This window comes from Paenibacillus wuxiensis, from assembly GCF_040195695.1.
Classification (GTDB): Bacteria; Bacillota; Bacilli; order Paenibacillales; family Paenibacillaceae; genus Paenibacillus_B; species Paenibacillus_B suaedae.
The window spans coordinates 68,660-90,892 of sequence record NZ_JBEFZI010000013.1 but is presented as its reverse complement, the minus strand read 5'-3'; the positions used below and the strand labels follow the sequence as shown (position 1 = coordinate 90,892).

Annotated in this window: 20 protein-coding genes; all 20 read right to left on the bottom strand. The window is 47.3% G+C overall.

Annotation, left to right across the window (positions count from 1 at the left end):
• Positions 1-131: 131 nt before the first annotated feature.
• A complete protein-coding gene (truB, locus tag ABN764_RS25410; RefSeq protein WP_021256508.1) occupies positions 132-1,052 on the bottom strand; it encodes a tRNA pseudouridine(55) synthase TruB in 921 nt (306 codons plus the stop codon).
• Positions 1,049-2,047, bottom strand: a complete 999-nt coding sequence (locus tag ABN764_RS25405; RefSeq protein ID WP_446673453.1) for a DHH family phosphoesterase — start codon at positions 2,045-2,047, stop codon at positions 1,049-1,051. The genes truB and ABN764_RS25405 overlap by 4 nt, the downstream gene beginning before the upstream one ends.
• Positions 2,048-2,117: 70 nt before the next feature.
• Entirely contained in the window at positions 2,118-2,471 is a 354-nt protein-coding gene (rbfA, locus tag ABN764_RS25400) for a 30S ribosome-binding factor RbfA (protein ID WP_005550538.1), read from the bottom strand.
• A gap of 54 nt (positions 2,472-2,525) precedes the next feature.
• Complete coding sequence (gene infB, locus ABN764_RS25395) at positions 2,526-5,399, bottom strand: translation initiation factor IF-2 (protein WP_174809438.1); 2,874 nt, start codon at positions 5,397-5,399, stop codon at positions 2,526-2,528.
• On the bottom strand, positions 5,377-5,715 hold the full coding sequence (locus ABN764_RS25390; protein WP_021256512.1) for a L7Ae/L30e/S12e/Gadd45 family ribosomal protein: 339 nt from the start codon (positions 5,713-5,715) through the stop codon (positions 5,377-5,379). The genes infB and ABN764_RS25390 overlap by 23 nt, the downstream gene beginning before the upstream one ends.
• Positions 5,708-6,019, bottom strand: a complete 312-nt coding sequence (gene rnpM, locus ABN764_RS25385) for an RNase P modulator RnpM (RefSeq protein WP_021256513.1) — start codon at positions 6,017-6,019, stop codon at positions 5,708-5,710. Before rnpM ends, ABN764_RS25390 begins: the two co-directional genes overlap by 8 nt.
• Before the next feature lie 86 nt (positions 6,020-6,105).
• Positions 6,106-7,203, bottom strand: coding sequence for a transcription termination factor NusA (nusA, locus tag ABN764_RS25380; RefSeq protein ID WP_021256514.1), 1,098 nt, complete (start codon positions 7,201-7,203; stop codon positions 6,106-6,108).
• Positions 7,204-7,293: 90 nt separating this feature from the next.
• Complete coding sequence (gene rimP, locus ABN764_RS25375) at positions 7,294-7,755, bottom strand: ribosome maturation factor RimP (protein ID WP_021256515.1); 462 nt, start codon at positions 7,753-7,755, stop codon at positions 7,294-7,296.
• A 174-nt stretch (positions 7,756-7,929) separates the two neighbouring features.
• Entirely contained in the window at positions 7,930-12,255 is a 4,326-nt protein-coding gene (locus ABN764_RS25370) for a PolC-type DNA polymerase III (RefSeq protein WP_446673466.1), read from the bottom strand.
• A gap of 152 nt (positions 12,256-12,407) precedes the next feature.
• A complete protein-coding gene (proS, locus tag ABN764_RS25365) occupies positions 12,408-13,856 on the bottom strand; it encodes a proline--tRNA ligase (protein WP_028531191.1) in 1,449 nt (482 codons plus the stop codon).
• 74 nt (positions 13,857-13,930) lie between these two features.
• Complete coding sequence (gene rseP, locus ABN764_RS25360; protein WP_174809509.1) at positions 13,931-15,208, bottom strand: RIP metalloprotease RseP; 1,278 nt, start codon at positions 15,206-15,208, stop codon at positions 13,931-13,933.
• Positions 15,209-15,362: 154 nt separating this feature from the next.
• Positions 15,363-16,505, bottom strand: coding sequence for a 1-deoxy-D-xylulose-5-phosphate reductoisomerase (locus tag ABN764_RS25355; protein ID WP_174809510.1), 1,143 nt, complete (start codon positions 16,503-16,505; stop codon positions 15,363-15,365).
• A gap of 78 nt (positions 16,506-16,583) precedes the next feature.
• Positions 16,584-17,384: a phosphatidate cytidylyltransferase gene (locus ABN764_RS25350; RefSeq protein ID WP_072728760.1), complete on the bottom strand. Its 801-nt coding sequence runs from the start codon at positions 17,382-17,384 to the stop codon at positions 16,584-16,586.
• An 18-nt stretch (positions 17,385-17,402) separates the two neighbouring features.
• Positions 17,403-18,170 (bottom strand): undecaprenyl pyrophosphate synthase, encoded by a 768-nt coding sequence (uppS, locus tag ABN764_RS25345; protein ID WP_142543627.1) that lies wholly within the window; start codon positions 18,168-18,170, stop codon positions 17,403-17,405.
• 98 nt (positions 18,171-18,268) lie between these two features.
• A complete protein-coding gene (gene frr / locus ABN764_RS25340; protein WP_021256522.1) occupies positions 18,269-18,823 on the bottom strand; it encodes a ribosome recycling factor in 555 nt (184 codons plus the stop codon).
• Positions 18,823-19,551: a UMP kinase gene (gene pyrH / locus ABN764_RS25335; RefSeq protein ID WP_021256523.1), complete on the bottom strand. Its 729-nt coding sequence runs from the start codon at positions 19,549-19,551 to the stop codon at positions 18,823-18,825. The genes frr and pyrH overlap by 1 nt, the downstream gene beginning before the upstream one ends.
• 126 nt (positions 19,552-19,677) lie before the next feature.
• Positions 19,678-20,331 (bottom strand): translation elongation factor Ts, encoded by a 654-nt coding sequence (gene tsf, locus ABN764_RS25330; protein WP_021256524.1) that lies wholly within the window; start codon positions 20,329-20,331, stop codon positions 19,678-19,680.
• Between the two features lie 143 nt (positions 20,332-20,474).
• Entirely contained in the window at positions 20,475-21,173 is a 699-nt protein-coding gene (gene rpsB, locus ABN764_RS25325; protein ID WP_065291886.1) for a 30S ribosomal protein S2, read from the bottom strand.
• Between the two features lie 191 nt (positions 21,174-21,364).
• A complete protein-coding gene (locus ABN764_RS25320; protein ID WP_021256526.1) occupies positions 21,365-21,553 on the bottom strand; it encodes a hypothetical protein in 189 nt (62 codons plus the stop codon).
• Positions 21,546-22,217, bottom strand: coding sequence for a DUF6115 domain-containing protein (locus tag ABN764_RS25315; protein ID WP_446673452.1), 672 nt, complete (start codon positions 22,215-22,217; stop codon positions 21,546-21,548). The genes ABN764_RS25320 and ABN764_RS25315 overlap by 8 nt, the downstream gene beginning before the upstream one ends.
• Between the last annotated feature and the right edge of the window lie 16 nt (positions 22,218-22,233).

Genomic DNA, 22,233 nt, shown 5'->3' with positions numbered 1-22,233 from the left:
CCCAATCCAGTTACACGGACAGTAAACCAAAGTTCCTACCTACTAGTATGTTCTCCCTTTCACAAGAGTGGACAAAAGCTAGCGCAAGCCGAGTCAATTGCCTGCTCGAATCGCGCACAGCATTATATACATTACTCGTTCGGAAGAAATACCTTCACAGGACGCAATACCGATTGCCCCTGTGGAACTTGGAATATCCCATAGAACGTTCCTTGTTCATCATACAATCGAATCGTACCATTCGTCAAAGGTTTCGGCTGTAAAGCGTGCAAAGGAATTGATCGGCCGGTCAATGCATAGTGGGCAAACTTCTCAGAAACCTGAATTCTAGGCATATCTGAGATTGCATCCTCCACAGATAGTAGCATCGTTTCAAATGTTCCATCCGCGACAGCCTGCTCAATCTGATCGAAGGTTACACATTGTGAAGGAACAAACCCGGCAGATACCGTTCGCATCAGCTTCGCCATTGTAGATGGAACGCCAAGCTTACGACCGATATCAACACATAGTGTTCGGATATAAGTTCCTTTGGAGCACTCAACTAGAAAACGTACTTCCGGTTCAGAGGTGCCTAACTGTACATCTAGAAGATCAATGTTATGGATCGTAACTTGGCGCGCTTTACGCTCCACCGTCTTCCCCTCACGCGCTAGATCATACAGTCGCTTTCCGTCTACCTTAACAGCGGAGTACATCGGAGGCACTTGTTCGATATCCCCGATAAAGGATAGAATCGTCTCACGAATCATCTCTTCCGTCAAATGCGAAGCGTCCGAGCGCTCCAGTACCTCTCCACTTAAATCCTCGGTATCTGTTGATACACCGAATCGGAGGGTTGCCTCATACTGCTTAGGCATCTCCTGCAAATACTCAACGATCCGTGTCGCCTTGCCTATACATAGCGGCAGCACTCCAACAACCTTCGGATCCAATGTTCCCGTATGCCCGATACGCTTCTCCCAAATAAGGCGGCGTACTTTGGCAACTACGTCATGGGACGTCCAGTCCTCAGGCTTCCATACGGGTAATACACCATGATAGTTACTCATAAAGCTTGCTTCACCCGTTCTATTACAATGGTAATGACTTCTTCTAAAGTACCAGTAAGCTTGCAGCCTGCTGCACGGACATGACCGCCTCCACTAAAGGATTGAGCAATCTCAGCCACATTAGCAAGCCCTGCGGAACGCATACTCACTTTTACTCCTGTGTCATCCACTTGCTTAAATAAAAGACCAACTTCTACACCATCGATATTGCGTGGATAATTGACCAAGCCTTCCAGATCTTCATTAAGCGCCCCGGTCTCTTGCATATCCTGAGGAGTCACGTACAACCAGGCAATTCGATGATCCTCGCTAAATGCCAATCTCGACAGGCCGCGTTGTATAAGCTGCATCTGTGCCATCGACATCTTCTCAAGCAATCGATCCGCAATGTCATTGCCGTTAACACCCTGCTTAAGCAGCTCAGATGCGATCGTCATCACATGTGGTGTCGTGTTGCTGTACCGGAATCCCCCCGTGTCAGTTAGCAAGCCAGTATACAGTACTGTCGCTACCTCTAAATCGAGTGTAAGCCCGTAGGAAGCAATCATATCGAATAATATCTCAACGGTTGCCGCAGCATCCTCGCGGATGACTGCAACTTCCCCATAGTGGTCATTCGTTGGATGATGATCAATATTTAAAATACGAGCATCCTTATCGATCCATTCTGCTATTTTTCCGATGCGCGCATAGTCCGCACAATCCACACAAATTACGGTATCAAATGGCTTGACAGCAATGTTTTCAAGTTCTGCATGTACGTTGATTTGATTAGAGCCCGGCAAATAATTTAGCTTATTAGGAACTCCATTCTCATTCACCATGACATAGGATTTGTTCCATTGACGAAGCAGCCAGCCTACCGCCAACGTTGAGCTTATCGCATCACCGTCAGGCTGAACATGTGCAACCACAAGAAAATGATTGCCCTCTTGAATAAAGTTTCTAGCTCTCTCGATCTGCTGTGCATAAGATTGCGTCGTTAGTCCAGTCATTAATAACCTCCATACAGACAAGTGAATCGAGCCTTGGCCCGATTCACTTGTGCGTTCTTATGCTGCTGACTTAGTTATTGTCGCGATCGCGAATTTCACCAAGCAGCTTTTCAATATGGCTACCGTATTCGATTGAAGAATCGATCTTGAACAGCAGCTCTGGAGTATGACGAAGACGAATTCGCTTGCCAATCTCGGAACGAAGGAATCCGCTCGCCTTCTCCAATGCTTTCATGGATTGTTCCTTTTGTTCTTCATTGCCCATGACACTCAAGTACACTTTGGCTTGTGACAAATCGTTCGTTACATCAACGCCTGTCACCGTAATGAAGCCGATTCGAGGATCCTTAATCTCGGTTTGGATCAACTGGCTAAGTTCCTTCTTCATCTGCTCGCCAACACGTCCGGAGCGAAAGTTCGCCATGGGAAACACCTCATTTCATATATAGCTTACAACATCATCTGAGTTGAAACCATTCTATTTGCGTTCGATGGTTTCCATGACAAAGGCTTCTATGATGTCGCCTTCCTTCATGTCATTGTACTTCTCAAGCATAATACCGCACTCGTAGCCTTGCGCAACTTCCTTCGCATCATCCTTGAAGCGCTTGAGCGAGTCGATTTTGCCTTCGTGAACAACTATGCCGTCACGAACAAGGCGTACTTCTGCAGAGCGGGAAATCTTACCTTCTGTAACCATACATCCTGCGATTGTACCGACTTTGCTGATTTTGAACGTATTGCGTACTTCAGCATGACCGATCACAACTTCTTTATATTCTGGATCAAGCATACCCTTCATCGCCTGCTCGATTTCTTCAACAATCGAGTAGATGACACGATGCAAGCGAACATCAACCTTCTCTTGATCAGCAGTAATCTTCGCTTGTGCGTCTGGACGAACGTTAAAGCCGATAACGATAGCGTTGGACGCTGTTGCCAAGATGATGTCCGACTCTGTAATTGCACCAGCGCCGGAGTGAATAATCTTAACGCGAACTCCCTCAACTTCAATCTTCTCGAGCGAGCCGCGAAGTGCTTCAACAGAACCTTGAACGTCACCCTTGATGATTACGTTCAATTCTTTCATCTCGCCGTCTTTAATGTGCTTGAACAAGTCATCCAACGTTACACGAGTGTTCGCACCCAATTGGCTCTCTCTATATGTTGTCGAACGCTTCTCAGCAATGGAGCGAGCCTTACGCTCATCATCGAACGCGACGAACATATCGCCAGCTTGTGGAACATCTGTAAGACCTGTAATTTCGATCGGTGTTGATGGGCCTGCTTCTTTCAAGCGACGACCACGGTCATTCACCATTGCACGCACACGGCCGAAGCATGTGCCTGCTACGAATGCATCTCCTACTTTCAGCGTACCTTGTTGAACGAGGATGCGAGCAACTGGTCCACGGCCTTTGTCCAGCTCTGCCTCAAGCACCGTACCGCGAGCATCCTTATTCGGGTTCGCCTTGAACTCGTTCACTTCGGATACGAGCAGGATCATTTCGAGCAATTCTTCTAAGCCCGTACGCTGCTTCGCAGAAACGTTAACGAAGATAGTGTCTCCGCCCCACTCTTCTGGAACCAATTCATATTCAGTCAATTCTTGCTTTACACGATCGACATTGGCTTCTGGTTTATCGACCTTGTTAACAGCTACGATGATTGGGCAGTTCGCTGCCTTTGCGTGGCTGATTGCCTCTACCGTTTGCGGCATAACACCATCGTCAGCAGCAACAACGATAATCGTAATGTCGGTTACTTGTGCACCGCGGGCACGCATCAACGTAAACGCTTCGTGGCCCGGTGTATCCAGGAACGTAATCTTCTTCGAGTTGAACTCAACTTGGTATGCACCAATATGCTGCGTAATACCGCCTGCTTCTCCACCCGTAACGTTCGTCTTGCGGATCGAATCAAGCAATGTCGTTTTACCATGGTCAACGTGACCCATAATCGTAACAACTGCTGGACGTTCAACCAAGTCTGCTGCATCTTCTTCTTTTTCTTCTGTTTCCTCGAACGGATCTTCGGATACAGGCAGCTTCAAATCAACTTCAACCTTGAATTCGTCTGCAATCAACTGGATTGTATCCAAGTCTACTTCTTGGTTGATTGTTGCCATAACGCCCATGAGCAAGAACTTCTTAATAACCTCGGAAGCGTCTTTATGAAGCAATTTTGCCAATTCACCTACTGTCATTGCACCGCGTACAATAATCTTTTTCGGCGTATTGTCAATTTTCTCACGCTGTACCTGCTGTTGATTATTTCTGCCTCTGTTCTTGCCGCCGCGGCCGCGCATGCCTCCGCCATTACGGTTGTCATCGAAGCGTCTCTTATTATTATTATTGTTGTTTCTTGATTGATTTCTTCCACCGGAGAAATCATCGCTACGCTCACCGAAGTTTCTGTTCGGACGTTGCTGAGCGCCTTGCCCCCCCGTACGTGCTTGATCACCTTGACGCTGCTGACCGCCTTGTGCAAAGCGCGCTTGACCGCTGCTTTGTTGGCTGCCTTGACCTGGACGTTGTTGTCCACCTTGGCCTGGGCGCGAGCCGCCGCCTTGACCTGGACGTTGTTGTCCACCTTGGCCTGGGCGTGATCCGCCACCTTGACCTGGACGTTGTTGTCCGCCTTGGCCTGGACGTGATCCGCCACCTTGGCCACCTTGGCGAGGGCCGCCACCTTGACCTGGACGGGATCCGCCCTGTCCTTGACGCGGTCCGCCGCCTTGACGCGGTGCGCCTTGGCCTGATCTTTGCTGGCCGTTAGATCTGTTACCTTGGTTTTGCTGTTGTTCACCTGATCGACGTTGTTCTTGTCCGTTCATATTCCCCTGTTGGTTTCCTTGTCTATTATCCATATTAATGTTTATCTCGCCCTGTCTATTATGGTCTTTTTGACCGTCACGACCTTCACCGCGATTACTGCGATCCTGACGTTCATCACGCCCGCCTCGGTTATCTTCGCGCTGATGGTCGCGACCGTCACGTTGCATTTGCTGCTGTCCAGCACGTGAGTCGCGCTGATCCGACTGGCCCTGACTTGAATTTCCTGCCGATTGGCCAGCTGTTCTATCTGGTACTTCTGTTGTTTTTGACTGGCTGATGTTCACTTTCGGGTGTGGGGTGCTATTGCTTTCCCGCTTCGCCTGCGCATTCTCCTTAATCGTGCGCATGTACGATTCGACTTTCCCCACGGCATCATTCTCCATTACGCTCATATGATTGTTAACTGGTATGTTAAGACGTTTGAGTATCGTAATAATTTCTTTGCTGCTCATATTAAGCGATTTGGCATATTCGTAAACTCTTGTTTTGTCCTTAGTGTTCTCTTGTTTGCTCAATATACTCCACCTCCGACATCGTTTTCAGCCCGTTCGTCATCATGGTCGCAAATCCATCATCCGTTACCGCCAATACTACCCGTTGCAATTTCCCGATGCTCTCACCGAGTTCGGTTCGCGTAAATCCGATAGCAAGTGGCACCCCGTACGACTTACATTTATCTCGAAACTTCTTCTTCGTGTTGTCAGAAGCGTCCGCCGCAACAATCACCAAGCGTGCTTGCTTATTGCGAATCGCCTTGAGGACTATCTCATCACCAGTCGCAAGCTTCCCTGCCCGCTGGGCAAGACCTAGCTGCGACTTGACCTTACTCATGATCGTCCTCCTGCTCCTTCAAGGCGTGGAATTCATCCTCCACCTTGATGAAGTCTTGAGCAAGCTGTTCATAGATGGCAGAGTTCACCTGATGCTTCAAAGCCCGATCAAGCGCACGAGACTTATGTGCAAGTCTGAAGCAGGACAACTTCCCACATAGGTATGCGCCGCGTCCAGACTTCTTCCCTGTCAAATCGATTAGAACCTCATCCTGTGGTGTCTTCACAACACGGATTAGCTCTTTCTTCGGCATCATTTCTTGACATGCGACACACTTGCGAAGTGGAACTTTCCTTGTTCTCATGACTCAATCCCCCCTTACGATTCGGTCATACATCCCTGATTGAAGGAGACGACCGCTTCATATGGCGTTGGTCGCGCCTTCAGTGTTTATTCGCTTACTTCCATGCTGTCATCTGGTGTGTGCTCATCAGAAGACATTGGAAGCCCTTCTTCATCAGCTTGAGTCTCGCTTTTAATATCAATTTTCCAACCAGTCAATTTTGCAGCAAGTCGAGCGTTCTGACCCTTAATCCCAATTGCCAGTGACAACTGATAATCAGGCACGATGACACGAGCCATTTTCTCAGCTTCACGAACTTCCACATCAACAACTTTGGATGGGCTCAGTGCATTCGCTACATACTCACTTACATCTTCTGACCAGCGCACGATATCAATTTTCTCGCCGCGCAGCTCATTAACAATTGTCTGGACACGCATACCTTTAGGGCCAACGCATGAACCAACTGGATCAACTTCCTCGTTGCGGGAGTATACCGCAATTTTAGAACGTTGACCCGCTTCACGAGCTACCGATTTGATTTCAACGACGCCGTCGAAGATTTCAGGAACTTCCAGCTCGAACAAGCGCTTTAGCAGTCCAGGATGCGTGCGGGACAAAATAATTTGCGGCCCCTTGGTCGTGTTCTCCACTTTCGTAATGTATGCTTTGGTGCGATCGCCGTGCTTGAACTTTTCATTCGGCATCAACTCATTCAATGGAAGAACTGCTTCCACTTTACCCAAATCTACATACACATTACGCATGTCCTGACGTTGTACAATACCTGTTACGATATCATCCGACTTGTCGATGAACGCGTTATAGATAAGGCCACGCTCAGCTTCCCGAATACGCTGTGTCACAACTTGTTTGGCTGTTTGCGCAGCGATACGGCCAAAATCACGTGGTGTAACCTCAATCTCACAAATATCATCCATTTGGTAGTTCGGATTATGTTCGCGAGCAGCATGAAGTGAAATTTCAAGACGTGGGTCCAACACCTCGTCCACTACGTTCTTACGTGCATATACTTTAATTACTCCAGTTGCCCGATTGATGTCTACACGTACATTTTGTGCAGTATTGAAGTTGCGCTTATAGCTCGAGATCAGAGCCGCTTCAATCGCATCAATGAGTACTTCCTTGCTAATTCCTTTTTCTCTTTCGATTTCCGACAACGCGTCAATAAAATCCATACTCATTTGGTGAGTTCCCCCTTTCAGCCGAATCCGGCTTCATTCCAATAATGTTACATTCAGCAGAACGATTTCCAATCGTTGATTACAATCGTCCTAAAAAACGATAGCAAGACGTGCGCTCGCTACCTTCTCATACGGAATTGCATGTTCCTTCTTGCCGACTTGAACGACAACCGTCTGTTCATCGAAGGAAGTGAGAACCCCTTCGAACTCCTTCAATGCGCCAATGGGTTCGTATGTAGTCACATACACATGCTTGCCTACTGCCTTAACGAAGTCCTTCGTCTTCTTCAGCGGGCGTTCCGCGCCTGGAGACGATACTTCCAAGAAGTACGCGTCTGTAATCGGATCGTTTTCGTCCAGCTTCTGGCTTAATACTTCACTAATACGGCCGCAATCCTCAATGTCAATGCCGCCTTCCTTGTCCACAAATACGCGAAGAAACCAACTGCTGCCTTCCTTCACATATTCCACATCGACAAGTTCGAAGTTGTTCTCTTCCAAATAGGGTGTGATCATATTCTCAACTGTCGATTTGATATTGGCTGAGCTCAAATTCAAGAACCTCCTGAATGTTAGGAATAATGATGTTCCTCTATGTTAGAACCCGATACTAAACATGAAAGAGTGGGTTTCCCCACTCTTTACGTAACGGATTTATCCACATGATTACCAAAAAAATTATATCATAGCCATCTACAATATGGCAAGGGTGTCTCCGATCATGCACTAAAACAGAGACAATTGGTTCGTCTCCGGCAGTCCCCGGAAGCACCCCATCTGATTCAGGAGCTCGACAATCGTCTTCGTTGCCTTGGAACGCATCTGGAAATCCTCGATGGACAAGTACTCCACCCCATCGCGAGAAGCCGCAATATTGCGTGCCGCATTATCCCCGATCCCTTGTACTGCAGAGAATGGCGGGATGAGCGAGTTGCCATCGACAAGGAATTTCGTTGCATCTGATCGATATAGATCGATTGGCTTGAATGAGAACCCACGGGCTGTCATTTCAACCGCCATCTCCAAGATCGAGATCATGGCCTTCTCTTTCGTTGTTGCTTGGAAGCCCTTCGCCTCGATCTCATCAATCTTCTTATTGATCGCATCATAACCTTGGCAGCATAGTTCGATATCGAAGTCCTCCGCACGAACAGTAAAGTAAGTCGCATAGAACTCGATTGGATGGTACAGCTTGAAGTAAGCTGTACGTACCGCGGAAATAACATAAGCAGCAGCATGGGCTTTCGGGAACATGTATTGAATCTTCAAGCAGGAATCAATGTACCATTGCGGCACATTGCAGTTTTTCATCTCTTGAATCCATTCATCACTAAGACCTCGGCCCTTACGAACGCTCTCCGTAATTTTAAATGCAAGCCCAGCGTCCATACCGGCTTTGTAGATTAAGTACAACATGATCTCGTCACGACAACCGATTACGGTCTTAATCGTACAGATCCCATTCTTAATCAGTTCCTGTGCATTACCGAGCCATACGCCCGTGCCATGGGACAATCCAGAGATCTGCAGCAAATCGGCGAACGTGCTTGGCTGTGCTTCCACAAGCATCTGGCGCACGAAACGTGTTCCCATCTCCGGTACGCCAAAGGTCGCAACCGGTGTCCGGATCTGCTGCGGCGTTACGCCGAGTGCGTCAACGGAGTTGAACATACTCATGACCTTCGGATCATTCATCGGAATCGTCGTCGGATCAACGCCTGTCAAATCCTGCAGCATCCGCATCATCGTCGGATCATCGTGACCCAGAATATCAAGCTTCAACAGGTTATCTTCGAAGGCATGATAATCGAAGTGCGTCGTCTTCCATTCAGCCGTTGTATCATCCGCCGGATATTGAACGGGTGTTACGTCTTCCACTTCAATATAGTCTGGCACAACGACGATACCGCCCGGATGCTGACCTGTGCTGCGTTTTACGCCGGTACATCCTGCTGCTAGACGGTTAAGCTCTGCTCCGCGCCATCGCTTGCCGTGATCTTCTTCATATTTCTTCGCGAATCCATAAGCCGTCTTCTCCGCTACCGTACCAATCGTTCCCGCACGAAATACACTCTTTTCACCGAACAGTACCTTCGTGTAGTTGTGTGCGACAGGCTGATAGTCCCCCGAGAAGTTCAAGTCGATATCGGGAACCTTATCCCCCTTAAATCCAAGGAACGTCTCGAACGGAATATCTTGTCCATCGCCCTTCATTGGCTGGCCACACTCCGGACAATCCTTGTTCGGCAGGTCAAATCCACTCGGCACACTGCCGTCCGTGAACCATTCGCTGTGCTTGCATTCCGAATTGCGACACGAATAATGCGGTGGCAGCGGATTAACTTCTGAGATACCAAGGAACATCGCAACGACGGAAGAGCCTACGGATCCCCGTGAACCAACCAGGTAACCATCTTCATTGGACTTCTTCACAAGACGCTCTGAGATCAGATAGTTCGCGGAGAATCCGAATTTAATGATTGGTACCAGTTCCTTCTCCAGACGCTGCACAATAATATCGTTCAACGGTTCCCCGTAAATGCTCATTGCCTTATTGTAGCACTTATCACGAATTTCCTGATCTGCACCCTCGATGTTCGGTGTGAATAATTCCTTCGGGAACAGGTCGAAATCTTCAAATCGTTCCAACAACGTGTTCGTATTCTCCACAACAAACTTGTAAGCTTGTTCCTTACCCAAAAATTCAAATTCTTGAAGCATTTCATTCGTCGTGCGGAAATGCGCATCCGGTTTGCGAATATCCTTCAGTGGACTGAAGCCCGTAATTCCATGAATGGTAATATCACGGAACATCTTGTCTCGTGGATGCAGGTAATGCACATTGCCTGTTGCGACGACGAGCTTATTCTGCTTTTCGCCAATCTGAACAATTTTGCGAATAGCGCCTTCGATCTCGGCCGTCGATCCAACCAAACCCTTCTCTACCAAATGCATATACATCGTCAAAGGCTGAATTTCAAGGACGTCATAAAACTCTGCTACTTGCTCGGCCTCCTCCACCGACTTGTTAAGTACGGTCTCGAAGAATTCGCCTTTCTCACAGCCGGACATAATGAGCAAGCCTTCGCGCATCCCCACCAGTTTACTCTTCGGAATGCAGGCTACCCGCTTGAAATATTCTGTATGAGACATGGACACAAGCTTATACAGATTTTTCTTGCCTACTGCATTAAGCGCATAAATGCCGCAGTGAAATGGACGGGCATTTTGTAGGTTCTGACCTACATAATCATTCATGCGTTCCAGCGTCTCGATTCCGATAAGCTGCTGAGCGTCCTGAAGTAGTCCCGTAAGAATGCCGCCTAGTGCAATCGTATCGTCAATCGCACGGTGATGGTTCTCAAGTGATACTTTATATTTAGCTGCCAAAGTATTGAGTCGGTGATTTTTGAGTGTCGGATGCAGCAAACGCGCTAGCTCCAAGGTATCGAGTACCGGATTCATCATATCTGGCAGATTCATTAGCTTCAAGTTATGCTGGATAAAGCCAATATCGAACCTCGCGTTATGCGCAACAAGAATGGTATCTTGGGCAAATTCCACAAACTTCGGAAGCACTTCTTCGATATCTGGTGCATCAGCTACCATTTCATCCGTAATATTAGTAAGCTGTTGAATGTTATAAGGAATTCGTACATGCGGATTGACGAAAGTGCTGTACCGATCAATTTCTTTGCCTTCTTGCATTTTGACAGCTGCAATCTCGATGATTTTATTGTTTGTTACAGACAAACCGGTTGTCTCGATATCGAATACGGTATAGATGGCATCTTTCACCGGACGATTGTCCGCATTTAGAACAACTTCCATATTGTCATTCACGACATTCGCTTCTAAGCCATAAAGCATTTTAATGCCATTTTTCTTGGCTGCCTTCGCTGCCTCTGGATAACACTGAACGTTGCCGTGATCCGTTACCGCGATTGCCTTATGGCCCCACTTCGCCGCCTGCTTCACATAATCGCTGATAGACGTAACTGCATCCATTGCACTCATCGTAGAATGAAGATGGAATTCCACGCGCTTCTCCTCAGCAGTATCCTTGCGTTCTGCTGGTGCCTTTACTTCATTCAGATCATTTGGCATCATGACAAGCTCAGGGACTTGCATGAAGCGATCGTACTCAACACGTCCACGAGCTTTGAGCCATTGACCATTCGAGATGAGGCTCAGCATTTTAACGTCTTCCTTCGTCTTCGCGAACATTTTCATCGCCATAGAGTCAGAAAAATCAGTTAGGTTGAATGTGAATAAGGTACTGCCATTGCGAAGTTCCTTCATCTCAACGCCAAATACTGCACCTTGAATCGTGACACGCTTCTCTTCATCCTGTACATTCATGATTGGAGTCGGCTCATCCTTAATGTCGTATCCGACATGCAGACGCTCTGGCGCTTCTCCTTCTTCTTCCTCGATTTCACGTGCTGATTCTTCCATCATTTGCTGAATAACTTGGCGCTCTTCTTCCATCAGCTTCTGCTGGAATGCTTCATAGGCTTCCGTATCATGGCTGCCCTGCTGCATCGTTACACGAAGTGTGCGTGTGAAATACGTCTCAAAGAACGTCGTGCAATATTTATCAATCTGCTTCTTCTTCGCCAGCTCTAATGATGTCGCATCCGGCAAAAAAAGCTTGATCAAATCTTTCTCAACTTCATACTGCCCTTTGTGCAGCCAACCGTTAACTGAAGCAACCTCTCGCTTGACCCATTCCATGAACAAACTCCAATAGGCATCTACGATCTCCTTATTTGGAAGCTGCTCTTCATAGTGGAATATGATCTTAATCTTGGCAATGTGGGACAACTTGTCCTGTACACGCAGGCAAAACGTACGGTAAGCTTCTGCCGGAACGACAGTTGACTTGCCTATATAAATCGTCCACTCCTTATTGGAGCGGCTGCACTCCACTCTATCAATCCATCCATCATGGAAAAAGCTATCTAACAGTTCAACAGGAACCTCCGCCTGTCTCATCAACAATTCAAATCGCTTCCGTTTATCTGTCATATAGACTGAAGCACCTCCCAACCCCATACTGCTGCCGTACCTAATGGCAAAGTGGCAGTGTGTGAACAAAGAGAAGCCCCCCTCAATCGAGCCATCGTCCGGTGTTCCGTTGGATGTTCCAATGATGGAAGCTTCCCTTCATTGCGCCCCTGCTTCGAGGAGCATGTATCTAATTAATACGCTCGTGCAAATACGACCGTATGCTTGGCATCTTCTCCGCAGACAAGGCATTTCGTCTTTGTCGTTTGCGGTTCGAATGGAATGTTGCGGCTTGTTGCACCAGTCTCATCCTTAACATGCTTCTCGCACGCTTCCGATCCACACCAGCCAGCAAGTGTAAATCCACGTTTTTCTTCCATTTGTGCCTTCATCTCGTCAATTGTCTCTACCGAGTAGAAGTGCTCATCACGGAAGGAACGTGCACGCTCGAACATTTCTTGATGGACGTCAGCAAGCATGCGGTTCACTTCTTCAACCAAATCCGCCTGCTGTACAATGCGCTTCTCGCCTGTTACGCGGGATACCAATACGCAAACACCATTCTCCATATCACGCGGGCCAATTTCAAGGCGAACAGGCACGCCGCGCATTTCATACTCATTGAATTTCCAACCTGGGCTAATATCAGAGCGATCATCCATGCGAACACGTACGCCTGCTTGCTTCAATTCGCTAAACAACTCGTTAGCTCGTCCCACAACTTGCTCGCGCATCTTCGCTGGCCCAATTGGAATCATAATAACCTGTGTAGGAGCTACCTTCGGAGGCAATACAAGACCTCTGTCATCACCGTGCACCATAATCATGGAACCGATTAGGCGGGTGCTGACCCCCCAAGAAGTAGTATGAACAAATTCCTGTTCATTTTCACGCCCCAAGAATTTAATATCAAAAGCAACCGCAAAATTCGTTCCCAAGTAGTGCGATGTTCCGGCTTGAACGGCTCTGCCGTCTTTCATCATCGCTTCAATGGAGAACGTATCTACTGCGCCGGCAAATTTTTCAGAAGGAGTCTTCTGACCTTCAATGACCGGAATTGCGAGATAATCCTCTACGAATTCACGATATGTTTTCAACATGAGCATCGTTTCTTCGCGTGCTTCCTGCTCAGTCTCGTGCGCAGTATGGCCCTCCTGCCACAAGAACTCACTTGTACGCAAGAACGGCAATGTGCGCTTCTCCCAACGAACTACGTTCGCCCATTGGTTAATCAACACAGGCAGGTCACGGTACGATTGAATCCATTTGGAGTACATATGGCCAATCATTGTCTCGGATGTCGGACGAATCGCCAGCTTCTCCTCTAATTGTTCGCCGCCTGCTTCGGTTACCCAAGGCAGCTCAGGATTGAAGCCTTCGACGTGTTCTTTTTCCTTCTGGAAAAAGCTCTCTGGTATGAACATAGGGAAGTAAGCGTTACGATGGCCAGTAGCCTTGAAGCGGCGATCCAGCTCGTCACGAATATGTTCCCAGATTTCGTATCCATCTGGGCGGAATACGATACATCCCCGGACTGGAGAATAATCCATCAAATCCGCCTTCTTAATCACATCAATATACCAACGGGAGAAGTCCTCCTGCTGTGGGGTAATCTCCGTAACAAACTGCTTCTCTTTCGACATAACGGTATACGTTCCTCCCGATAAACACGGTTATTCGTATTCTAGTATAAATGAAATGAACCGTGATATAAATGTTAACCTTTAACCAATCGTAATATATCATTGTAGGTTACAGCAAGCATCAATAGCATGAGCATTGCAAAACCTACAAAATGAACCATGCTCTCCCTGCTCGGATCAACAGGCTTACCTCTGACAGCCTCCAGCCCAAGGAATACGAGACGGCTTCCATCCAACGCCGGGATTGGAAGCAAATTGAAGATTCCCAAATACAAGCTCAAAATCGCCGTCCATAATGTAAGCTGTTCGATCCCTTTCTTCGCAATCTGTCCTGTTACTTCGAACGTCCGAACCGGACCGCCCAAGTCGTCCAGTTTAAATTGACCAAAGATAAGCATGCGGAATCCTTCAAAAATCTTCTCCGTCGTATTCACCATTGATGTTGAGGCGAACGATAGCGTCTCTCCGAATGAAGCCGTTCGTGTTGGCAGTACCGGTACGATACCAACCTTGCCGCCTTCTTGACCTTCTACCTTCTGCGGAGTCAGTGTCGTAGTGAAGCGTTCTTCACCGCGCACAATAAGGAATGTCATCGGCTTGCCTTCGGATTCAGCAATCAGCTTAATTAATTTGTCACGATCGCCGCCAATCTGCTTGCCATTCACTTCCTCGATAATATCTCCCTTTTGCAGTTGTGCCTGTGCAGCAGGAAGTCCTGGCGATACGTCCCCAATCTTCACAGACGTCGGGTTCTCGACTGGAACGCCCGAAATGGCTACCGAAACGCCAAACAAAATAAATGCGAGCACAAAGTTCATAAATGGGCCTGCAAAAATAGCAAGCGCCCGTTGGCCCACTGTCTTGCTGCCAAACTGACGATCATGAGGCGCGATCTGAATTTCGTCGCCCTTCACAATCATTTTAGCTTGCGGATGAATATCGTACGTAACTTCTTCATCCTCAACATCCAGCGTCAGCTTCAACGTATGCTCCAGATCAATCGTCTTCACTTCGCCACGCACAACCTGCTTGCGCATGTCTAATTGATCCAGATACAGCTTCGTCACCTTGTTATCACTGGACACACGTATCGCTATCGTCTGCCCTGGACTGACCTCTACAATTTCAGGATCTTCGCCTGCCATCCGTACAAAGCCGCCCACTGGCAATAACCGGAGTGTATATTTGGTTTCCCCACGAGTATAGGAGAATACTTTCGGCCCGAATCCGATAGCGAACTCTCTAACGAGGATCCCTGCCCGTTTCGCGAAAATAAAATGTCCCCATTCATGAATCGTTACGATAACGAAAAAGACGAGCACGGTTAAAAATACGATTTGCACCATCTGCACTGCGTAGAATCCTCCTTTGTGTGCGTGTTCAATCGTCCTAGCACAACACTAGGCTTCAAGAACGGCCCAATAACAATCGGACAGCGGTTTGTCTATATAGATTATCATTATTCTCCAATCCCGCACAAGAGAATCCATATCTAGTGAATGGCGATTATAAAATGGACAGAGCCTCCGAACGCGTTCGCATATCTGTCTCCTGAATAGCTTCCAAGGACGGATGCGGAATCGCAGTATGTTTCGATATTAAGGTACTCACGATACGTTCAATATCCAAGAAGGAAATTTCACCGCGCAGGAATCTTGCTACAGCCACTTCGTTCGCAGCATTAAACACGGTAGTAGCTGTACCTCCTGTTCTGCCGCATTCATAAGCATAACGAACCATAGGGAATCTCTCTGTATCCATCTCACGGAAATGAAGCTTCGCCACCTCAGCTAAATTAAGCGAAGCCGATGTATTCGGAAGTCTTTCCGGATACGCCAATGCATACTGGATAGGTACGCGCATATCAGGAACCCCCAATTGCGCAATAATGCTTCCATCCAAATATTCGACAAAAGAATGAATAATACTTTCAGGATGGATAAGTACATGAATTTGATCATAAGGCAAATCGAACAGCCAGCGAGCTTCAATCACTTCAAGCCCTTTATTAGCCATTGTTGCTGAATCGATCGTCACCTTCGCGCCCATAGACCAATTCGGATGCTTAAGTGCATCCTCAACGGTAACATTCGCCAGCTCGTCCCTCGTACGATCGCGGAAGCTGCCGCCTGATGCTGTCAATGTAATGGCACGAACTCCGCGCATTGGCTCTCCGTTCAAGCATTGGAAGATAGCGGAGTGCTCACTGTCAACTGGCATCAGCTTGACGCCTTTCGCTTGAGCACGTTCTGTTACCAAATGACCAGCTGTTACCAGCGTTTCTTTGTTCGCAATGGCAATCGTCTTGCCTTCATCGATAGCCGCGAGCGTTGACTTCAGACCGACACTTCCTACAACAGCTGTAACGACCGTATCGGCGTCAGTACCCGCTGCCACTTCGACCAATCCATCTTCACCATAATACAGTTCAACACCCTGGGGCAGTTGTTCCCGCAGGCGATCTGCTGCAGCCTTATCGTGAACCGATACAATGCTGGGGTTGAACTCTCGTATCTGCTCAAGCAGCAATGTTGTATTGTTCCCAGCTGCTAACGCTTCTACCTTAAACTGCTCAGGATGCTGTCTGACGATGTCGAGTGTCTGTGTCCCGATGGAGCCGGTCGATCCAAGTATGGATATCCGCTTCATGACCTCACCTCTTCATCCTATTCATAGCTATATCTATTACATGATAACATCATCGCTGTTCTGCCGATGACGTTCAATTTACAACGTTAATAATCCGATCAAATGCACAAATGGAAATACGACAAGCCAGCTGTCGCATCGATCCAGAACACCGCCATGCCCAGGCAGCAATGTACCTGAGTCCTTCACACCACGGACTCGCTTATATGCCGATTGAATCAAATCACCGAACTGACCGACAACAGCAGCAGATACCCCAATGCCAAATGCAAGCGGCAAGCTGACAATATCCGGTCGTCCGACAGCAAATAATAGCGCCACAATAATTGATGTCAGTACACCGCCAATTGCTCCTTCAATCGTCTTATTAGGACTAATCGACGGCCAGAGCTTGTTCTTGCCGATCGCACGCCCAATGAAGTAAGCACCAATGTCCGATGACCAAATGGCTGCAAACAGCATAAGCGTCCAGAATAAGCCGTCATCTCCCATTGAAGTACGCGTTAGCATCATATATTTGAAGCCAATGCCAATATAGAATGCTCCCAGCCACAACTGCGATACTGCTTCAATGGACACTTTGTTTTTGGATAATACGGTCACACCCAGCATCAGCAGCAGGCTGATCCATACAATAGCCTCCAATGACAGATTCCATCCAATTGATAAGCTTGTCCACGGAATCACAATCAAGGACATCGTTGCGTAGCCAATCAACGATGCCAGATCGAACGGTGATACATGATGCATTCGAGCAAATTCATAATAGCCTACAAAGGCAAGTGCGAGGAGCAGCAGTTCATATGGCAGACCGCCAATTATGCATAATGCGCCGAACAATAGTCCTGCTATAAGCCCTGTAACGATGCGCTGTTTCATATAGACTGTTCCTCCAACTTATTGTAATCCACCGTATCTTCGCGTTCTGCGCTGATACTCTATAACGGCCTCCATTAGATGTCGCTCAGTGAACTCTGGCCAGTAATCATTGGTGAACCACAATTCGCTGTACGCGATTTGCCAGAGCATGAAGTTACTTAATCTCATTTCTCCGCTTGTACGAATGAGCAGATCAGGATCAGGCAAGCTGCTGGATAAGAGATGATCATGGATCATGCTCTCATCAATCGAACCAACTTCAATTTCACCTGTTTTCACTTTACGTACAATATCACGAACACCTTCTACGATTTCACGCTGACTACCATAATTCAAAGCAAAATTCAAAATAAGTCCTGTATTGTGCTTCGTCTTTTCAATGGCTTCCTCAAGTGCCAGAATCGTATGTTTAGGCAATCGGTCACGATAGCCCATCATACGCACTTGAACATTTTTCTCAATCAATTCTTCGAGTTCGATCGCCAAAAATTCCTGTGGCAATTTCATGAGAAAATCGACTTCGTCCTTTGGGCGTTTCCAGTTTTCGGTCGAAAAAGCGTACATCGTAAGCACTTTTACGCCCATATCATTCGCTGCGATGGTTACGCGCTTAACGGCTTTCATTCCTGAATGGTGGCCGGCAACGCGTGGCAAGCCCCTTTTTTTAGCCCAGCGACCGTTACCGTCCATAATGATCGCCACATGTTGTGGGATATTATCCGGCATCAGTTCCAGCTGCTTGTGGCCTCCACGCTGCTGTAACCATGTTTGGAATCGCTTAATCATTCGGTCTCCTCCAACCCGGTGATGAAAAAAAGACAATAAACCCCACCGTTCGGAGGGGCATGAAGAACAAAAAGAATAGGTTCTATCGTGTCTAACTTTTATACTTCCATAATTTCTTTTTCTTTAGCAACTAATACTTTATCAACTTCAGCGATGTATTTGTCAGTCGTCTTCTGGATATCTTCTTGATGACGACGGGACTCATCTTCTGAAATGTCCGTTTTCTCAAGCTTCTTGATGTCATCATTCGCATCACGACGAATGTTGCGGACAGCAACTTTCGCTTCTTCACCGAACTTCTTCGTGTGCTTCACGAGCTCTGCACGACGTTCTTCTGTCAACGCTGGAATCGCAAGACGAATCATTGATCCATCGTTAGCTGGAGTCAGTCCAAGATCCGACTTCATAATTGCACGCTCAATATCAGACAATGAGGATTTGTCCCAAGGCTGGATCATAAGCGTGCGCGGATCTGGCGTGCTGATGTTCGCCAATTGGTTTACCGGCGTCATCGCGCCATAGTATTCTACTTGAACACGATCAAGCAATGCAGGTGTTGCGCGTCCAGCGCGCAATGTTGCCAGTTCCCGTTTTAGAGCGGCAATCGCCTTTTCCATGCGTTCTTCTGCGTTTTTCTTCACTGCTTGTGGCACTATTCTACACTCCCTTTTACAATCGTTCCAATCTTCTCGCCGAGCACGACGCGCTTGATATTGCCAGACTCCGTAATTGCAAATACAATAAGCGGAATGTTATTGTCCATGCACAGCGAGGATGCCGTTGAATCCATTACACCCAAGTTGCGGTTCAATACTTCCATATATGTCAATTGCTCAAACTTCTCAGCTGTCTCATCCTTGAATGGGTCAGCCGAGTATACACCATCGACTTTATTCTTCGCCATCAAGATCACATCAGCTTCGATTTCAGCGGCACGAAGCGCAGCTGTCGTATCCGTCGAGAAGAATGGATTCCCGGTTCCTGCTGCAAAAATAACAACACGTCCCTTTTCCAAATGACGTATTGCACGACGGCGAATATATGGTTCTGCGATTTGTTGCATCGCAATCGAAGTTTGTACACGAGTCGGCACGCCAATTTGTTCGAGGGCATCCTGTAAGGCAAGCGAGTTCATAACCGTTGCAAGCATCCCCATGTAGTCTGCTGTTCCGCGGTCGATTCCTTTTTCACTTCCCGCAATACCGCGCCAAATGTTGCCGCCTCCGCAGACGATTGCGACCTCTACGCCAAGCTCTACAACTTCTTTCACTTGCTCGGCAATGGAGTTGATCATTTCGGATTCGATGCCGTATCCAGCTTGCCCGGACAACGACTCTCCGCTTACTTTAAGTACGATACGTTTATAAACCGGTTGTTTCAATGTATACCCTCCACTTTTCCATAACGGCCGCTAAAAAAGAAGGAACACGATGTGTTCCAACTTTTAAGCGCGTCTGTTGATTACGTAGTAGCCGCGTTCGAATGCTCTCTTTTCAAAAAGAAAAGATTACTTCAGGTTCGCTTGAGCCATAACTTCTTCAACAAAATTATCTTCTTTTTTCTCCAAGCCTTCACCAAGCTCAAAACGAGCGAAGCGACGGATAGAAATGTTTTCACCGATTGTTGCGATTTTTTCTTTCAGCAACGTTTCGATTGTTTTATCTGGGTCTTTAATGAAGGATTGCTCCATCAAGCAATACTCTTCATAGTATTTACCGATGCGGCCTTCAACCATTTTTTCAACGATTTTTTCAGGCTTGCCTTCGTTCAATGCTTGTGCTTTCAAGATTTCTTTTTCTTTCTCGATTTCCTCTTGAGAAACTTCTTCGCGGCGAACATATTTTGGAGCAGTCGCTGCGATTTGCATAGCTACATCACGAGCGAAATCCTTGAAGTTGTCCGTTTTTGCTACGAAGTCTGTTTCGCAGTTGATTTCAACCAATACGCCGATACGTCCGCCAGCGTGGATGTAAGACTCAACCACACCTTCCGTTGCGATACGGTCGGATTTCTTTGCTGCTGCTGCAAGGCCTTTCTCACGAAGCAATTCAGCTGCTTTCGTCAAATCGCCGTTAGCCTCTTCCAATGCTTTTTTGCAATCCAGCATACCTGCGCCTGTTTTTTCGCGCAATTCTTTTACTGCACTCGCATTTACTGCCATGTCGTATTTCCCTCCATCAATAAATTGGTACCCACGTATATGTACGATTAACGGCACCGAACGTTATAAAGCTTAAAAAAAGGGCGGCGAGAGGTGAACCACCTGCCAACCACCCTTTTGTTCATCCAATTAGTATTCCAAAATTACGCTGTTGTTTCTTCGCCTTGATGAGCTTCAACAATTGCGTCAGCCATCTTAGCAGTCAACAATTTAACTGCACGGATTGCATCGTCGTTACCAGGGATAACGTAGTCGATTTCGTCCGGATCACAGTTTGTATCAACGATACCTACGATTGGGATACCCAGTTTACGAGCTTCCGCAACTGCGATACGCTCTTTGCGTGGATCGATTACGAACAACGCGCTAGGCAAACCTTTCATATTTTTGATACCGCCCAAGAACTTCTCGAGACGATCTTTTTCTTTGCGAAGAATGATAACTTCTTTCTTCGGAAGAACTTCGAATGTTCCATCTTCTTCCATTGTTTCGAGTAGCTTCAAGCGATCGATACGTTTTTGGATTGTTTCGAAGTTAGTCAATGTACCACCCAACCAACGTTGGTTGATGTAGTACATGCCGCAACGCTCAGCTTCTTCCTTAACGGAATCTTGAGCTTGCTTTTTCGTACCTACGAACAAGATTGTTCCATTTTCTTCGCCGACGGATTTTACAAAATTGTAAGCTTCCTCGACCTTTTTCACTGTCTTTTGCAAGTCAATGATGTAAATACCGTTACGTTCTGTGAAGATATATCTGTCCATCTTCGGATTCCAACGACGTGTTTGGTGACCGAAGTGTACCCCAGCTTCCAAAAGCTGTTTCATGGAGATAACTGCCATCTTCACTACACCTCCTAATATGGTTATTTATCCTCCGCCAGTATCCTCTTTCGTTGAGACTTCCCGCAGTCAACCCGACAGAAAGCACCCTCACTGAAATACACTGACGTGTGTTCTTAACACCGTCATTTAATATACCATAACGCCTACCCAGTTGCAACCACTTTATCCACTGTTCGGGTCAAGCTATACTACTTGTTATTCGAACTTGCAGGCTGCTGCGGTACAAGCTTATATCCAGCCTGCTCGGCAGCTCGATGAAGCTCCGTATCCGACATCGGTTCTATCGAACGCTGACCGATAAGACATAGCTGAAGAAGGAGACTCCCTAGCACAATTCCGGCGCCTAACCCGATAAGAAAGCGGCGATCCTTAATCATGTGATCCCTCCTGCTGCCCCAACCGGATAATTAACTGGAGCTCACCAATTGGCATTCCCAGATGGTCTGCAATAGCCTGCTCTGTCCATCCGTTCTGAAAGAGTCTGAAGATCTCCGCGTATCGTGTTTGAATGGGAGCGCTAGACTGTTCTTCATGAAGTTCTTCATGAGAATCAGCTTCATCTGCAGCATGAAGTTCTTCCTTACGAGACGAGGCAGATCTATGTCCGCTCGGAACGGATAACGATGCCATCTGCGAGGGAACCGTCTCTTGTAATTCTGAGTCTTGCGTATTGGCTGTGCGCTGCAGAAGCTCCTGCTCGCGTTCAGACAGTGCGGAGGGATGTCCTGCTTCTAATTCCGTATATACAGGTTGTGCAGTTACCTGCTCTAAGCTGCTCCATTTGCTCTCCCATGCTTGTTCAAGCTTGTCCATTCGCTTGCGCAGGGCCTCATCCCGGTACTCTCCCTCTTGCTTCATCCGCTCAATGACTTTTAAGAGCTTCTCATTTTCTTCTTCAAGTTCTGTCATATAATGCTCAAGTGTCTCTTCCATATTACGTCGTATTTCTGTGGTGTCCATTGTTGCCTGAGTGCGAGGACGAAGCCATCCAATGACAGCGATGACACCACCTAACAGCACAATGTAGATCCAAGGTTCCATGTATGCACCTCCTTAT

What these genes read in the sequence shown, in the direction of transcription:
- truB (WP_021256508.1), bottom strand. Translation starts at nt 1,052, where the DNA reads ATGAGTAACTATCATGGTGTATTACCCGTATGGAAGCCTGAGGACTGG.
- ABN764_RS25405 (WP_446673453.1), bottom strand. Translation starts at nt 2,047, where the DNA reads ATGACTGGACTAACGACGCAATCTTATGCACAGCAGATCGAGAGAGCT.
- rbfA (WP_005550538.1), bottom strand. Translation starts at nt 2,471, where the DNA reads ATGGCGAACTTTCGCTCCGGACGTGTTGGCGAGCAGATGAAGAAGGAA.
- ABN764_RS25390 (WP_021256512.1), bottom strand. Translation starts at nt 5,715, where the DNA reads ATGAGTAAGGTCAAGTCGCAGCTAGGTCTTGCCCAGCGGGCAGGGAAG.
- rnpM (WP_021256513.1), bottom strand. Translation starts at nt 6,019, where the DNA reads ATGAGAACAAGGAAAGTTCCACTTCGCAAGTGTGTCGCATGTCAAGAA.
- nusA (WP_021256514.1), bottom strand. Translation starts at nt 7,203, where the DNA reads ATGAGTATGGATTTTATTGACGCGTTGTCGGAAATCGAAAGAGAAAAA.
- proS (WP_028531191.1), bottom strand. Translation starts at nt 13,856, where the DNA reads ATGTCGAAAGAGAAGCAGTTTGTTACGGAGATTACCCCACAGCAGGAG.
- ABN764_RS25355 (WP_174809510.1), bottom strand. Translation starts at nt 16,505, where the DNA reads ATGAAGCGGATATCCATACTTGGATCGACCGGCTCCATCGGGACACAG.
- ABN764_RS25350 (WP_072728760.1), bottom strand. Translation starts at nt 17,384, where the DNA reads ATGAAACAGCGCATCGTTACAGGGCTTATAGCAGGACTATTGTTCGGC.
- uppS (WP_142543627.1), bottom strand. Translation starts at nt 18,170, where the DNA reads ATGATTAAGCGATTCCAAACATGGTTACAGCAGCGTGGAGGCCACAAG.
- tsf (WP_021256524.1), bottom strand. Translation starts at nt 20,331, where the DNA reads ATGGCAGTAAATGCGAGTGCAGTAAAAGAATTGCGCGAAAAAACAGGC.
- rpsB (WP_065291886.1), bottom strand. Translation starts at nt 21,173, where the DNA reads ATGGCAGTTATCTCCATGAAACAGCTTTTGGAAGCTGGGGTACACTTC.
- ABN764_RS25320 (WP_021256526.1), bottom strand. Translation starts at nt 21,553, where the DNA reads ATGATTAAGGATCGCCGCTTTCTTATCGGGTTAGGCGCCGGAATTGTG.
- ABN764_RS25315 (WP_446673452.1), bottom strand. Translation starts at nt 22,217, where the DNA reads ATGGAACCTTGGATCTACATTGTGCTGTTAGGTGGTGTCATCGCTGTC.